The sequence below is a fragment of the Aquisalimonas asiatica genome (genome assembly GCF_900110585.1).
In the GTDB taxonomy this organism is placed as follows: domain Bacteria; phylum Pseudomonadota; class Gammaproteobacteria; order Nitrococcales; family Aquisalimonadaceae; genus Aquisalimonas; species Aquisalimonas asiatica.
Map to the genome: position 1 here is coordinate 23,925 of NZ_FOEG01000004.1, position 13,894 is coordinate 37,818.

Genomic DNA, 13,894 nt, shown 5'->3' on the forward strand with positions numbered 1-13,894 from the left:
GGATTGGAACTGTCCGGCGCCCCGGTTGCGGGGCGCCGGGCAGGAGTCCTCAGTTGGCCTTGTGGATCGCCCGCTTGGACACGGACAGCGCCGCCTCGTGAACGGCCTCGGACAGGGTCGGGTGCGCATGGATGATGCGCGCCAGATCCTCCGAACTGGCGTGGAACTCCATGGCCACCACCGCCTCGGCAATGAGTTCCGAGGCCTGCGGGCCGACGATGTGCACGCCGAGGATGCGATCGGTCTCCGCATGGGCGATGATCTTGACCATGCCGGCCGTCTCTTCCATGGCGCGGGCACGGCCGGTGGCGCCGAAGTTGAAGGTGCCGCTCTTGAACGGGATGCCGGCCGACTTCAGCGACTGCTCCGTGCGACCCACCCAGGCGATCTCGGGGTGCGTGTAGATGACCCAGGGGATGGTGTCGTAGTTCACGTGGCCGTTGCCGCCGGCAATGAGCTCCGCGACCATGACGCCCTCTTCCGAGCCCTTGTGCGCCAGCATCGGGCCGCGCACCACGTCGCCGATGGCGTAGACGCCCGGCAGGTTGGTCTCGCACTGCTCGTTGACGTTGACGAAGCCGCGTTCGTCCAGCAGCAGGTTGGCATCCTCGGAGAACAGGTCGCCGGTGTTCGGGCGCCGGCCGACGCAGACGATGAGCTTGTCCACCTGGAGGCTCTGCTTGCCGTCCTTGTCCTCGTAGTGGACGGTGACGTTCTTCGCCGTCTTGGCGTTGGTGACACGCGCGCCGAAGCGGATGTCCAGGCCCTGCTTCTTGAACTCGGCCTGGGCGCTCTTGGCCACGCGCTGGTCCACCGTGGGCAGGAACTGGTCCTGCGCTTCCAGCAGCACCACCTTGGACCCCAGGCGGCTCCAGACACTGCCCATCTCCAGACCGATGACGCCGGCGCCGATGATGCCCAGCCGCTTCGGTACATCGTCGAAGTCCAGGGCGCCGTCGGAGTTGACGATCCGGTCGCCGTCCAGCGGTGCCGCCTCGATGTCGATGGGGCGGGAGCCGGGTGCCAGGATGACGTTCTCCGCCTGGTAGGTCTCCTGCTCGCCCTTCTGCCCGGTGACCTGGACCTGCTTGTTGTCCAGCAGCTTGCCGTGCCCTTTCAGCCAGTCGATCTTGTTGGCCTTGAACAGCTGCGCAATGCCGCCGGTGAGGTCCTTCACCACCTTGTCCTTGCGCTTGATCATCTCCTTGACGTCCAGCTCCACGTCCTTGGCCTTGATGCCGTGGGCGGAGAGGGTGTGCTTGACCTTGTGGTACTGCTCGGAGGAGTCCAGCAGTGCCTTGGACGGAATGCAGCCCACGTTGAGGCAGGTGCCGCCGAGGGAGGGCTCACCATCCTTGTAGATGAAGTTGTCCACGACAGCCGTGCTGAGGCCGAGCTGCGCGGCGCGGATGGCGCCCACGTAGCCGGCGGGGCCGCCGCCGATGACGATGACATCGTAGTGCTTGGACATGGGTGACTCCTGATAATGACTGGAACCCGGGCCCGCAGGGCCCGGGCGACCGGGCGGCTCAGACCTCCAGCAGGAGGCGGGCCGGGTCTTCGATGATTTCCTTGAGCGCGACCAGGAAGCTCACCGCCTCCTTGCCATCAATGATGCGGTGATCGTACGACAGCGCCAGGTACATCATGGGCCGGATGACGATCTCGCCGTTCTCCACAACCGGCCGCTCCTGGGTCTTGTGCATGCCCAGGATGCCGCTCTGCGGCGGGTTGAGGATCGGTGTCGACAGCAGCGAGCCGAAGATGCCGCCGTTGGTGATGGAGAAGGTGCCGCCGGTGAGTTCGTCCATGGACAGCTTGCCGTCCCGTGCGCGCTTGCCGAAGTCGATGATGTTGGACTCGATCTCGGCAAAGCCCTGGTTCTCGGCGTTACGCAGCACCGGGACCACCAGACCGCGGTCGGTGCTCACGGCGATGCCGATGTCCTGGTAACCGTGGTAGATGATGTCGGTACCATCGATGGAGGCATTCACCGCCGGGTAGCGTTTCAGCGCCTCGCAGGCCGCCTTCACGAAGAAGCTCATGAACCCGAGCTTGATGCCGTGGGTCTTCTCGAACTGCTCCTTGTACCTGGCCCGCAGGTCCATCACCGGTTTCATGTTGACCTCGTTGAAGGTGGTCAGCATGGCGGCGGTCTGCTGGGCCTCGACCAGCCGCTCGGCGATGCGCTGGCGCAGGCGCGTCATCGGCACGCGGCGCTCGGTGCGGTCGCCTGCGGCGGGAGCGCCACCCAGGGCGGGCTCCGGCTGGGCTTCCCTGGCTTCGCGGGACTGGTCCCGTGCCGGCGGTGTCGGTGGCTGCGAGGGCTCCGCCGTGGGGCCGCTGTCACTGCTGCCGCTCTCCATGTGCCGGAGCACGTCTTCCTTGGTGATGCGGCCGCCGGGGCCGGTGGCCTCGATGGCCCGGGGGTCCAGCTGGTGCTCGTCCACCAGGCGGCGGACGGCGGGGCTGAGCTCCGCGTCCTCGGCTGCCTGGCTGCGGTCACCCTGGGCCTTGGCGGGCTCGGCTTCCGCCTGCTGCTTCTGCTCGCCACCAGACGCGGCGGCGGGCTTGTCGCCGCCACCGGACGCGGTCGCCTGCTCGTCCAGGGTGCCGATGACCTGATCGGCGGTGACCGTGTCGCCCTCGCCGGCCTTGATCTCGCCGAGGACGCCGTCCGCGGGCGCCGGTACCTCCAGAACGACCTTGTCGGTCTCGATGTCGACCAGGTTCTCGTCCCGGCTGACGGCGTCTCCCGACTGCTTGTGCCAGGTGACGACGGTGGCCTCGGAGACGGATTCCGGTAGCGGCGGTACCTTGATTTCGATGCTCATCCAGTGCCTCGCTTGTTATTGGCTCCGGTTGGTCCGGATCGTGCGAAGCCGGGCCCGCCAACAGGCCCGGCGTTGATGTCGGATCGTGGCCCTGGCCACGAGATTAGATGGTCAGTGCGTCCTCGACCAGTTTCCGCTGCTGCTCGTGGTGCACCTTCGGATAGCCCACCGCCGGCGACGCGGAGGCGTCCCGTCCGGCGTAGTGCAGTTCCTGGGTTTCCTTCATGCAGCGACGGAAGTGGTGCTGGCTGGAGTACCAGGCCCCCTGGTTCTTCGGCTCCTCCTGACACCACACGACGGTCTTGGCCTTGCCGTAACGGCGCCGCAGCAGTGCGGAGAGGTCGTTCTCCGGGAACGGGTAGAGCTGCTCGACGCGCACGATGGCCGTGTCCTTGATCTCGCGGTTACGACGCTCGGTGAGCAGATCGTAGTAGACCTTGCCGCTGCAGATGATGACCTTGCGAACGTCCTTGACCTTGATGTCGTCGATCTCGTCGATGACGTTGTGCCAGCGCCCTTCGGTGAGATTCTCCAGCGCCGAGGTGGAGAGCTTGTGGCGCAGAAGGCTCTTGGGCGTCATGACGATCAGCGGCTTGCGGTAGCTGCGCAGCTGCTGCCGGCGGATCATGTGGAAGAACTGCGCCGGCGTGGTGGGCACGCAGACCTGAATGTTGTTGTCCGCGCACAGCTGGAGGAAGCGCTCCAGACGCGCCGAGGAGTGCTCCGGCCCCTGGCCCTCGTAGCCGTGGGGCAGGTACATGGTGAGCCCCGACAGCCGGCCCCACTTGGTTTCCCCGGAGGTGATGAACTGGTCGATCACCACCTGGGCGCCGTTGACGAAGTCACCGAACTGCGCCTCCCAGATCACCATGGTGCGGGGGTCGTTGGTGGCGTAGCCATACTCGAAGCCGAGCACTGCTTCTTCCGAGAGCAGCGAGTCGATGACCACGAAGTCTTCCGGCTCGGTGGTGACGTTCTTCAGCGGCACGTAGGTGCTGCCGTCATTGGCGTTGTGGAGCACCGCGTGGCGGTGGGAGAAGGTGCCACGGCCGCTGTCCTGACCGGTCAGGCGGACCTTGTAGCCCTCGCGCAGCAGCCCGGCATAGGCCATGGTCTCGGCGAAGCCCCAGTCCATGGCCAGCGCCCCTGCGCCCATCTTGCGGCGGCTCTCCATGATACCGCTGACCCGCGGGTTCAGCTCGAAACGGTCCGGCAGCTGCTGCAGCGTTTCGTTCAGCTCGCGCAGCACCTGCGGTGACAGGTTGGTGTCTACCGGGTCGTCCCAGTTGCCCTGGAAGTACGTGCCCCAGTCCACCGCGTAGTCGTTGCGTACGCCAGTGAGGATGTGCGGCGCGACCACTTCCTCGTTGTCCAGTGCGTCGCGGTAGTCACGGGTGATGGTGTCCGGATCCTCGTTGCCGATCAGGCCCTCTTCCTGCAGCCGCTGTGCGTATAGTTTGCGCACCGACGGGTGCTTCTTGATCTTCCCGTACATCATCGGCTGGGTGGCGGCGGGCTCGTCCGCCTCGTTGTGGCCGTGGCGGCGGTAGCAGATCACGTCGATGACCACGTCCTTCTTGAACCGCTGACGGAAGTCCAGCGCCAGCTGCGTGACGAACAGCACGGCTTCCGGGTCATCGCCGTTCACGTGCAGGATTGGCGCCTGCACCATCTTCGCCACCTCGGTGCAGTACAGGGTGGAGCGCGAGTCCAGTGGGTTGGAGGTGGTGAAGCCGATCTGGTTGTTGACGATGACGTGCACCGTGCCCCCGGTGTAGAACCCGCGGGCCTGGGAGAGCTGGAAGGTCTCCATCACCACGCCCTGACCGGCGAAGGCGGCGTCACCGTGGATGAGCACCGGGAGGACTTCCTCGCCCCAGCGGTCGTGCCGGCGCTGCATGCGGGCGCGCGCCGAGCCGACCACCACCGGGTCGACGATTTCCAGGTGTGACGGGTTGAACGCCATGGCCAGGTGCAGCGCGCCTCCGGGCGTCTGGATGTCGGAGGAGTAGCCCAGGTGGTACTTCACGTCGCCGGAGCCGGCGTTCTCCAGGTTGAAGTTGCCCTCGAACTCCTGGAACAGGTCCGCCGGCGACTTGCCGAGGATGTTGATGAGTACGTTCAGGCGGCCGCGGTGGGCCATGCCCATGACCATCTCCTTCACGCCCTGCGCGCCGCTGCGCTGGATGAGTTCGTCCAGCAGCGGGATGAGGGCTTCGCTGCCTTCCAGCGAGAAGCGCTTCTGGCCCACGTACTTGGAGTGGAGGTACTTCTCGATGCCCTCGGCCGCAGACAGCCGTTCCAGCGTCGTGCGGCGCTGGTCGCCATCCAGCTCCGCGCGTCCCTGTACCCGCTCGATGCGCTCCTGGATCCAGCGCTTCTCGCGGGTGTCCGTGATATGCATGAACTCGGAACCCACGGTGCGGCCATAGGTGTTCTTGAGGAACGTGATGATGTCCCGCAGTTTCATGCGGTCGGCCGTGAACAGCGAGCCCGTGTTGAACTCGGCGTCCATGTCCGTTTCCGTCAGATTGTGGAAGCCGGGGTCCAGGTCCGGAATGGGCGAGGCATCGCGCAGGTCCAGCGGGTCCAGGTTCGCGGCCTGATGGCCGCGCACGCGCCACGCGTTGATCAGGCGCAGTACCGCCGCCTGTTTTTCCGCGGCGTCCGGCGACATGGCCGGGCCGCCACCGGCGCTGGCTGCAGCCCCGCCGTTGCGTCGCGCGCGGCGAACGAACTCTTCGCGCACCTGGCTGTGCGGGACTTCGCGGGCCTGCCTCGGCTGGGCGTCTTCAAGGCCCTTGAAGTAGGTGCGCCACTCCTGTGGGACCAGTGAGGCGTCGCGAAGATACTGCTCGTAGAGATCCTCGATGAACGAGGCGTTGCCGCCGGCGAGGTAGGAGCTGCGCTGCAACTGTTGAAAAGAGCCTGACATGTCAAACCACCTTCGTCGTCGTGACGCTTGGAGGAACTGAGTGATTGAGGGTGAATCGGGAAGGGCGAATGCCTGGCAGCAGGCGGCTGCCAGGGGCAGTGTCCGCGAGCGGCTGTGGGCAACGGCAGGGCTCCTGCAACAGGGGTGTGGTCCCGCGCCAGGGCGCCGGACGGTTGCGGAGCATCCGCCTTGCCGGGGTGTTCCCCATGATAAACAGCCACCTCCCGAGAGGGCGTTGTTATGGTGGAGCGGAATTGATTGCGCTCCAGCTGCTCGGAAAGCGAAAACTTACTACTTAGTAAATTTTTGCGTTTCCAACAAATCTGTCGGCCTAAAATAACGCGCAGGGTCATGCCGAGGCAACCGCCCGGCGGCGATTTTGCGGGAAATGGCACAAAATGGATGATAACGGTGTCATCGTGAAGCCGTGCCGGAGGGCCGGTGAGTGGCGCACTCGATCAGTCCGGTGACTCACTTTCCTCGGCGGTATCGTCGCCGCTGGCTCCGTACCAGCGGGATAGCCACAGGCCCAGCTCGAACAGCAACCAGACCGGGATGGCCAGCATGACCTGGGAGATGATGTCCGGCGGTGTCAGCAGCATGCCGCAGGCAAAGGCGGCGACGATCACATAGGGCCGTTTCGCTGCCAGGTTGGCGCGGGTCGTGGCGCCGGTGCGGATCATGAGCAATGTGGCGATGGGCACTTCGAACGCGAGCCCGAACACCACCAGCATGGTGAGCACGAAACTGAGATATTCACTGATGTCCGGCTGGTAACTGACCCCCAGTGGGGCGACGCCGGCGAAGAACGGGAATACCAGTGGCAGCACCACGAAGTAGGCGAACAGCGCGCCCAGGTAGAACAGCAATGTGCTGGAGATCAGCAGGGGCCACACGAGGGTCTTCTCGTGCTTGTAGAGGCCAGGGGCGATAAAGGCCCAAAGCTGATAGAGCAGGTACGGGATGGTGACGAACAGCGCCGCCACCAGAGACAGTTTCATGGGGATCAGAAACGGCGATGCGACCTGGATGGCCAGCAGTTCCCCGTCCGGCAGCACGCGCCGCAGGGGCGAGGCCACGAACGTGAACAGGTGATCATAGAACGGGTATATGGCGAGAAAGGCCACCAGGGTTGCCCCGAGCGCGCGCATCAGGCGCGAGCGCAGCTCAAGCAGGTGGCTCAGAAACGGCCGGTCCTCGTCGAACTCAGGTATTGCCATCGCTGTCTCGTTCGCCCTTCGCCGTTTCGCCGTGAGTCACCCCGTCGTCGCCATCGGCTGCGCCGTCGCCGGCCGGTGCGTCAACATCGGCGATGGAGGGGCGCCCCTTGCCGCCGGATGCGCCCTTGCCCGTCTTCTTTTTCGATGCACCGATGGGGGCGCTGGTCCGTTCCCCCTTGGTGACATCCTCGTCGAGCCCGAGATCCAGGTCCTTGCGGAAATCCCGCTCGGCCTTGCGCAGGTCGTCCAGCCGCGCTTCCCGCTCCACGTCGCGTTTGACGGAATTGAACACGGAGCGGGCCCGTCCCACCCACATCCCCATGGTGCGCGCGACGCGCGGCAGCCGTTCCGGGCCGATCACCACCAGGGCGACCACCAGGATCAACAGCATTTCCGGGAAGCTGATATCAAACATGATGGCAGGCTGGCAGCATAGGGTCAGCGGGCAAGGCGTGCATCAGGGCCGGCCTCCGTCGTCCGCCGCCGTGACTCCCGGCGGCGTTCATCGACGGCGTGGGCCGAAGCGCTCAGGAAGACTGTTCCCGGGAGCTTTTCTGCTCCTCACTGCCGCTCTTGACCGCAGCATCGTCCTCGGCCTGGCTCAGCTGAGCGGGCTCTGCCTCTTCGGCCTTCTTGTCCTCACTCGCCTCCGTGCCGGCCTGTTCGCCTTCCTTCATGGCAGAGCGAAACCCCTTGATGGCGCCGCCCAGGTCCGTGCCGACGTTGCGCAGCTTCTTGGTGCCGAACAGAAGCAGAACAATGACCAGGATGACGAGCAGAGAGCCGACACTGATTCCACCGATACCCATTGACACATTACTCCTGCACGGTCGAGCCGCGCGTTGTTCAGGATGAGCGGGACGCTTTTTCGTCCAGCCCGGAGAGGCCGAAACGGCGCTCAAGCTCTGCCAGGACATCCGCCGGGCCGAGGTCCAGAGCCGCCAGCATTACAAGTGTATGGAACCACAGATCCGCGGTTTCATAAACAACCTGGTCGCGGTCGCCTCCCTTGGCGGCAATCACCGTCTCCGTGGCTTCCTCGCCGACCTTCTTCAGAATCGTATCCAGTCCCTTGCCGTAGAGCCCGGCGACATAGGAGCTGGACGGATCGGCGCCCTTGCGCGCCTGCAGCACCTGGTGCACCGCATGCAGTACGGCATCGCGATCATGATCAGTCACGGTAGATCTCCCCGGGGTCGCGCACGACGGCGTCCACCGTCTCCCAGTGGCCGTCGTGCAGGCGGCGGAAGAAGCAGCTGCGGCGCCCGGTGTGGCAGGCGATACCGCCGCGCTGATCGACCTTGAGCAGGATGACGTCGGCATCGCAGTCGATGCGGATCTCCCGCACGGTCTGCGTGTTGCCGGACTCCTCGCCCTTGTGCCAGAACCGGCCACGGGAGCGTGACCAGTACACCGCTTCGCCGCGCTCCGCGGTGGCGGCCAGGGCATCGCGGTTCATCCAGGCCACCATGAGCACGTCGCCGGTCTCGGCGTCCTGGGCGATTGCCGGAAGCAGTCCGGCTTCATCCCACTGAAGGGTGTCAAGCCATCCGGAATCGCTCATGCTCCCTCCTCGAGACGCACCTCGACGCCCTGGCGCGCCATGAATGCCTTGGCCTCGGCGACAGTGTGCTCGCCGAAATGGAAGATGCTGGCCGCGAGCACTGCGTCCGCGCCGCCATCGACCACTCCGTCGACCAGGTGCTGCAGGCTGCCCACACCACCCGAGGCGATGACCGGAATGGTCACCGCGTCACTGACGGCTCGGGTCAGAGCCAGGTCAAAACCTTCCCGGGTACCGTCGCGGTCCATGCTCGTGAGCAGGATCTCGCCGGCGCCAAGGTCCGCCATGCGGCCTGCCCACGCCACGGCGTCGATCCCGGTCTGGCGGCGACCGCCGTGGGTGAAGACCTCCCAGCGCGGCGTTTCACCCTCTTTACTCACACGCTTGGCGTCAATGGCCACGACAATGCACTGGGAGCCGAAGCGCTCGGCGGCTTCACGCACGAACTCGGGGTTGTGGATGGCCGCCGTGTTGATGCCGACCTTGTCCGCGCCGGCGTTGAGCATGCGGCGGATGTCGGCGGGGGTGCGGATGCCGCCACCGACGGTCAGTGGCATGAAGACTTCGGCGGCCACCGCCTCCACCACCTGGACCAGCGTCTCGCGCTCGTCGGAGCTGGCGGTGATATCGAGAAAGGTGATCTCGTCCGCCCCGGCCTGGTCGTAGCGCCTGGCGATCTCCACCGGGTCGCCGGCATCGCGGATGTCCAGGAATTTCACACCCTTGACGACACGCCCCTCATCCACGTCGAGACAGGGAATGATGCGCTTGGCCAGTGTCATGAAACGCCCCTGGAAGCCCCCTGTCCGTTGACGACCGCTTGCGCCTCGCGCAGGTCCAGCTTGCCCTCGTACAGGGCGCGGCCGATGATGGCACCGGAGACGCCGTCCTGCTCGGCGTCACAGAGATCGCGGACATCGTCGAGATTGGTGACGCCACCGGAGGCGATGACGGGGATCTCGACGCTGCGGGCGAGCTCGCGGGTCGCGCCGGTGTTAACGCCCCGCATCATGCCGTCGCGGCCGATGTCGGTGAACACCAGCGCCTCGACGCCGGCCTGCTCGAAGCGTTGCGCCATGCCGATCGCATCGTGCCCGGAATCCTTGGCCCAGCCCTCGACGGCGACCTTGCCGTCACGGGCGTCCAGGCCCACGATGATGTGGCCGGGAAACTCCATGCACGCGTCATCCACGAAGTGCGGCGTGCGTACCGCCTGGGTGCCGATGATCACGAAGTCCACACCCACGTCCAGGTAGGTCTGGATGGTGTTGAAGTCCCGGATGCCGCCGCCCACCTGGATTTCGACATCGGGGTAGGTCTCGGCGATGCGGCCGATGATGTCCGCGTTGACCGGAAACCCCTGGAAAGCGCCGTTGAGGTCGACGATGTGGATCCGCGAGGTGCCCGCGTCGATCCACCGTTCCGCCATGGCGAGCGGGTCGTCGGAGAAGATGGTCTCGTCATCCATGTTGCCCTGGCGCAGGCGGACACATTTTCCGTCTTTCAGGTCAATGGCGGGTATGAGCAGCATAATCTCCAGCCTATACGGTCCCGTTCCAGCGGGTGAAGTTTGCAAGCAGGTCGAGCCCGGCACTCTGGCTTTTCTCCGGGTGAAACTGCGTGGCGAATATATTCTCGCGCGCGACGACGGCGGTAAAGTCCAGGCCGTAGTGCGCGACACCGGCGCTCAGTCCGTCTTCGAGCAGTGGCACGAAGTAGCTGTGAACGAAATAGAACCAGCTGTGATCGGCGATGCCCTGCCACAGCGGATGGGGCGTCGCCTGCCGCACCTGGTTCCAGCCCATGTGGGGCACCTTGCCGGGCGGTGCGATACCGGCATCGGCAAATCCTGCCGCGAAGTGCCGGACCTGCCCGGGGAGCACGCCAAGCGCCTCCATGCCGCCGTTCTCCTCGCTGGCGGTGAGTAGCGCCTGCATGCCCAGGCAGACCCCCAGGAAGGGCTTGTTGCGGGCGACTTCGTGAATGACGGCGTCCAGCTCCAGCCGCTGCAGCTCCGCCATGCAGTCGCGGATGGCGCCGACGCCGGGCAGCACCACGCGATCCGCCCGCCGGATTTCGGCCGGATCATGCGTGACCACGATGCGTGAGCGGTCATCCACGTGCTCCAGGGCCTTGGCCACGGAGCGCAGATTTCCCATGCCGTAATCGATAACCGCGATGGTTGCCATCGCCGAGAATCCCCTGGTCTGTCGGCTCAGAGCGCGCCCTTGGTCGACGGCGTCGCGTCGCCCAGGCGCGGATCCTGTTCCACGGCGGCCCGCAGGGCGCGCCCCGCGGCCTTGAAGACCGTCTCCACCACGTGGTGCGTGTTGGTGCCGCGCAGGTTGTCCACATGCACCGTGATGAAGGCGTGGTTGACGAGCCCCTGGAAGAACTCCTGGACGAGCTCTACATCGAAGCCGCCCACGGAATCCCGCGGGTAGTCCACGTTGAACGTCAGGCCCGGCCGCCCCGACAGGTCCACCACCACGCGGGACAGCGCCTCGTCCAGCGGGCAGTAGGCGTGACCGAACCGGCGGATGCCCGCCTTGTCGCCACACGCCTCACGCAGCGCCTGGCCGAGCGCGATGCCCACATCCTCCACCGTGTGGTGGTCGTCGATGTGGGTGTCGCCGCTGGCGCGCACGTTGAGATCCAGCATGCCGTGCCGTGCGATCTGGTCCAGCATGTGTTCGAAGAACGGGACCCCGACGTCCAGGTCGGACTGGCCCTGACCGTCAAGATCGAGGCTCAGCCGGACCTGCGTTTCCAGGGTGTTGCGTTCGACAGTGGCCTTGCGGTCAGCCATGGATGAAGCGCCTGTTCGCGGTCTGCCAGAATGGGGTCGGCATCATAGCACACGCCGGCCTCAGCGCGAGGGTGCGACCTCCAGCCAGAATGTGACCGGACCGTCGTTGGTGAGGTGAACCTGCATGTCGGAGCCAAAGCGCCCGCAGGCGACAGGGGTGTGGGCGGCACGCGCCTGTTCCACCAGGCTGGTGAACCAGTGCTCGCCGGCCTCCGGTGCAGCCGCGGGGCCGAAGCTCGGGCGGTTGCCCTTGCGGGTGTCCGCGGCCAGGGTGAACTGGGGCACCAGCAGGAGGCCGCCGCCCACGTCCTGCAGGGAGCGGTTCATGCGGCCGGCGTCGTCGGGGAAGACACGGTAGGCCAGGAGGCGCTCCAGTAGCCGGTCCCGTTCTCCGGCGCCATCGCCCTTTTGCACCCCCACCAGCACCGCGAGGCCGGTGTCGATGGCGCCGACGGTCTCGCCATCGACCGTTACCGATGCGTTCGACACCCGTTGCAGCAAACCGATCAATTCTCATCTCCTCTGATTCACGCTTTGGGGCAGCGTCACGCCCCGAAGGCGGGGGCCTGGGTGCCGGACACGCTGTGAACCCATCCATGGGCGCTTGACTGCGGCCGTCCAGGCCGCAGACAGTCCGGCACCCAGGCCCCCGCCTCCGGGGCTCGGCTATCCCGCTCGTATTACCCGCTAAATCAGGACCATACGTCCCAAAATTCTTGTAAGAATTTTCCTACAAAAGCTGTCGATCTTTACCGACTTCTGGACCGAATGGGCTATGGCAATCTATACACGTCACCTGAACGGCAGGATGCACAGAGTGGCCAGGGACGGTGAGGACATACTAAAACAATAGGGATTGCGCCTACTGCGGTCACGGACGAACGACGGGGTTGATGGAGTAACCCACGCAGAGCACCTTCAGCTAAGCGAACCTGCCAACCGGCACACGGAATGTGCCGGTTTTCTTTCGTGCAGGTCCGCGATTCCGGTTATTTCGCGCCTTTGCCTTTCCCCTTGCCAGCGCCCCCCTTGGCGCCGCCCTGGGTTGCCCGGGACCACTCCATCATGGTGTCCTGAGCACGCTGCGCGGCCTGTTGCCACGCCTCCAGTACCTGCTTGCTCTCCTTTTCCCACTGGTTCGACATGGCGCTGGGATCCATATCCCGCATGCTGCTGAGCCACGCGTCCCAGAGCTTCTGCTGGGATTCGGTCCAGCCCTTCATCATCTCCTGCATCTCGTGCGCCCAGCGCTCCATGCTCTCCGGCGACTGGCCGGCGACCTTGTCGCTGGACAGCTGTTTCGCCCACTGGGCCTGAGCCTCCAGCGCCTGACGCACGGACTGCTCCCAGGCCTCCAGGTTGGCCTTGTAGTCGGCGCCAGGCGCCGGGGTGCCCTCGGGCAGGTTCTGGCTGAACTGCTTCACGGTCTCAAGCCAGTTGTCCCAGGTGCGGCGCTGGGTTTCGGTCCAGGCGTTGACCAGTTCTTCCATCTGCTTGTTCCAGTCCATCGCGTCTCCCCCTTATCGTGGGTCCGTTGACTCTGGCCGGGCGAGCGGTCTCCCGCCCGGGCCAAAACCGATATACTCGCCACTCTCAATAGTAGCAGGGCAACATGACGCGCAACGACAAGGCCATGAGCCGGGGAGGCCCGTGCAACGGATTCATCTGATCAGAGCGCTACTGCGCGCCAGCAGTCTGCTGCCGCTGCCGGTGGCCCACGCCATCGGAGCGCTGGCAGGCAGCGTGCTGGCCGCCATACCGGGAAAGCACCAGGCGATCACGGACGTGAACCTGCGCCTGTGTTTCCCGGACTACACCGACGCAGAGCGCCGCCGGCTGCGCCGCGCCAGCTTTCGCGAACTGGGCAAGCAACTCATGGAGACGGGGGTGATCTGGTATGCCGACGAGCGCCGACTGCAGCGCCTCGTGGTCAACCCGGAGGCCCTGGACACCATGGCGGACCACTGGCCGGAGGGCTCCGGTCTGCTCCTGGCGGGCCCGCACCTGGGCAACTGGGAGCTGGTCAGCCTGTATGTAAACAAGCGTTTCCGGGTCAACAACCTCTACCGGCCGCCCCGCTCGGAGGATCTGGAGCCGCTGATGGTGGAGGCCCGGGAGCGCACCGGGGCGCGCTCGCTGCCGGCCACCGGCGCGGGCATCCGCCAGCTCTACAAGGCGCTGCGGCAGGGGGAGCTGGTGGGCATTCTGCCGGACCAGACGCCCCGGGACAGCGGTGAGTTCGCGCCTTTCTTCGGTGTGCCGGCGCGGACCATGGGCCTGCTGGCGCAGATGGCACGCAAGACCGGTGCGCCGGTGCTGTTCACGTTCATGGAGCGGTTGCCCTGGGGGCGCGGGTTCCGGCTGCATGTGCTGCCTGCGCCCGCGGGCGTGCACGACCCCGACCCGGTGACCGCCGCGACGGCGGTGAACGCCGGCGTGGAGGCGTGCGTGCGTATCGCCCCGGCCCAGTACCAGTGGACCTACCGCCGGTTCCGTCCGGCCCCGCCAGGGCAGCCGAACCCGTACCGGTGA

General features: G+C 65.8%; 15 protein-coding genes. 1 reads left to right on the forward strand and 14 read right to left on the reverse strand.

What is annotated here, in order from left to right:
- Nucleotides 1-49 precede the first annotated feature (49 nt).
- The 14 genes from lpdA to BMZ02_RS10050 form a co-directional block, all read right to left on the reverse strand.
- The gene (gene lpdA / locus BMZ02_RS09985) at nucleotides 50-1,471 is read right to left on the reverse strand and encodes a dihydrolipoyl dehydrogenase (RefSeq protein WP_091643052.1); all 1,422 of its coding nucleotides are present in this window, start codon (nucleotides 1,469-1,471) and stop codon (nucleotides 50-52) included.
- A gap of 58 nt (nucleotides 1,472-1,529) precedes the next feature.
- Nucleotides 1,530-2,834, reverse strand: a complete 1,305-nt coding sequence (gene odhB / locus BMZ02_RS09990) for a 2-oxoglutarate dehydrogenase complex dihydrolipoyllysine-residue succinyltransferase (protein ID WP_091643055.1) — start codon at nucleotides 2,832-2,834, stop codon at nucleotides 1,530-1,532.
- 103 nt (nucleotides 2,835-2,937) lie between these two features.
- The gene (locus BMZ02_RS09995; RefSeq protein ID WP_091643058.1) at nucleotides 2,938-5,769 is read right to left on the reverse strand and encodes a 2-oxoglutarate dehydrogenase E1 component; all 2,832 of its coding nucleotides are present in this window, start codon (nucleotides 5,767-5,769) and stop codon (nucleotides 2,938-2,940) included.
- 458 nt (nucleotides 5,770-6,227) lie between these two features.
- Nucleotides 6,228-6,989, reverse strand: coding sequence for a twin-arginine translocase subunit TatC (gene tatC / locus BMZ02_RS10000; RefSeq protein WP_091643060.1), 762 nt, complete (start codon nucleotides 6,987-6,989; stop codon nucleotides 6,228-6,230).
- The gene (gene tatB / locus BMZ02_RS10005) at nucleotides 6,976-7,404 is read right to left on the reverse strand and encodes a Sec-independent protein translocase protein TatB (RefSeq protein ID WP_091643063.1); all 429 of its coding nucleotides are present in this window, start codon (nucleotides 7,402-7,404) and stop codon (nucleotides 6,976-6,978) included. The genes tatC and tatB overlap by 14 nt, the downstream gene beginning before the upstream one ends.
- A 112-nt stretch (nucleotides 7,405-7,516) precedes the next feature.
- Entirely contained in the window at nucleotides 7,517-7,798 is a 282-nt protein-coding gene (gene tatA / locus BMZ02_RS10010; protein WP_091643066.1) for a twin-arginine translocase TatA/TatE family subunit, read from the reverse strand.
- Between the two features lie 37 nt (nucleotides 7,799-7,835).
- The gene (locus BMZ02_RS10015) at nucleotides 7,836-8,168 is read right to left on the reverse strand and encodes a phosphoribosyl-ATP diphosphatase (protein ID WP_245754007.1); all 333 of its coding nucleotides are present in this window, start codon (nucleotides 8,166-8,168) and stop codon (nucleotides 7,836-7,838) included.
- Nucleotides 8,161-8,553 carry a phosphoribosyl-AMP cyclohydrolase gene (gene hisI, locus BMZ02_RS19205; protein WP_091643071.1) on the reverse strand — a complete coding sequence of 131 codons (393 nt, stop codon included), beginning with the start codon at nucleotides 8,551-8,553 and terminating at the stop codon, nucleotides 8,161-8,163. The genes BMZ02_RS10015 and hisI overlap by 8 nt, the downstream gene beginning before the upstream one ends.
- Nucleotides 8,550-9,335 carry an imidazole glycerol phosphate synthase subunit HisF gene (gene hisF, locus BMZ02_RS10025; RefSeq protein ID WP_091643074.1) on the reverse strand — a complete coding sequence of 262 codons (786 nt, stop codon included), beginning with the start codon at nucleotides 9,333-9,335 and terminating at the stop codon, nucleotides 8,550-8,552. Before hisF ends, hisI begins: the two co-directional genes overlap by 4 nt.
- A complete protein-coding gene (hisA, locus tag BMZ02_RS10030) occupies nucleotides 9,332-10,084 on the reverse strand; it encodes a 1-(5-phosphoribosyl)-5-[(5-phosphoribosylamino)methylideneamino]imidazole-4-carboxamide isomerase (protein WP_091643076.1) in 753 nt (250 codons plus the stop codon). The genes hisF and hisA overlap by 4 nt, the downstream gene beginning before the upstream one ends.
- 10 nt (nucleotides 10,085-10,094) lie before the next feature.
- Complete coding sequence (hisH, locus tag BMZ02_RS10035; protein ID WP_091643079.1) at nucleotides 10,095-10,742, reverse strand: imidazole glycerol phosphate synthase subunit HisH; 648 nt, start codon at nucleotides 10,740-10,742, stop codon at nucleotides 10,095-10,097.
- 26 nt (nucleotides 10,743-10,768) lie between these two features.
- A complete protein-coding gene (gene hisB, locus BMZ02_RS10040; RefSeq protein WP_091643083.1) occupies nucleotides 10,769-11,362 on the reverse strand; it encodes an imidazoleglycerol-phosphate dehydratase HisB in 594 nt (197 codons plus the stop codon).
- 60 nt (nucleotides 11,363-11,422) lie between these two features.
- Nucleotides 11,423-11,872: a D-aminoacyl-tRNA deacylase gene (dtd, locus tag BMZ02_RS10045; RefSeq protein ID WP_091643086.1), complete on the reverse strand. Its 450-nt coding sequence runs from the start codon at nucleotides 11,870-11,872 to the stop codon at nucleotides 11,423-11,425.
- Nucleotides 11,873-12,351: 479 nt separating this feature from the next.
- Nucleotides 12,352-12,870, reverse strand: a complete 519-nt coding sequence (locus BMZ02_RS10050; protein WP_091644027.1) for a hypothetical protein — start codon at nucleotides 12,868-12,870, stop codon at nucleotides 12,352-12,354.
- A gap of 142 nt (nucleotides 12,871-13,012) precedes the next feature.
- On the opposite strand from BMZ02_RS10050, the gene BMZ02_RS10055 reads away from it, so the two are divergent.
- Nucleotides 13,013-13,894, forward strand: a complete 882-nt coding sequence (locus BMZ02_RS10055; protein WP_171909890.1) for a lysophospholipid acyltransferase family protein — start codon at nucleotides 13,013-13,015, stop codon at nucleotides 13,892-13,894.

Bases quoted from the DNA above. Each gene is read 5' to 3' on its own strand.
- lpdA (WP_091643052.1), bottom strand. From the start codon at position 1,471: ATGTCCAAGCACTACGATGTCATCGTCATCGGCGGCGGCCCCGCCGGC.
- odhB (WP_091643055.1), bottom strand. From the start codon at position 2,834: ATGAGCATCGAAATCAAGGTACCGCCGCTACCGGAATCCGTCTCCGAG.
- BMZ02_RS09995 (WP_091643058.1), bottom strand. From the start codon at position 5,769: ATGTCAGGCTCTTTTCAACAGTTGCAGCGCAGCTCCTACCTCGCCGGC.
- tatC (WP_091643060.1), bottom strand. From the start codon at position 6,989: ATGGCAATACCTGAGTTCGACGAGGACCGGCCGTTTCTGAGCCACCTG.
- tatB (WP_091643063.1), bottom strand. From the start codon at position 7,404: ATGTTTGATATCAGCTTCCCGGAAATGCTGTTGATCCTGGTGGTCGCC.
- tatA (WP_091643066.1), bottom strand. From the start codon at position 7,798: ATGGGTATCGGTGGAATCAGTGTCGGCTCTCTGCTCGTCATCCTGGTC.
- hisI (WP_091643071.1), bottom strand. From the start codon at position 8,553: ATGAGCGATTCCGGATGGCTTGACACCCTTCAGTGGGATGAAGCCGGA.
- hisF (WP_091643074.1), bottom strand. From the start codon at position 9,335: ATGACACTGGCCAAGCGCATCATTCCCTGTCTCGACGTGGATGAGGGG.
- hisA (WP_091643076.1), bottom strand. From the start codon at position 10,084: ATGCTGCTCATACCCGCCATTGACCTGAAAGACGGAAAATGTGTCCGC.
- hisH (WP_091643079.1), bottom strand. From the start codon at position 10,742: ATGGCAACCATCGCGGTTATCGATTACGGCATGGGAAATCTGCGCTCC.
- hisB (WP_091643083.1), bottom strand. From the start codon at position 11,362: ATGGCTGACCGCAAGGCCACTGTCGAACGCAACACCCTGGAAACGCAG.
- BMZ02_RS10050 (WP_091644027.1), bottom strand. From the start codon at position 12,870: ATGGACTGGAACAAGCAGATGGAAGAACTGGTCAACGCCTGGACCGAA.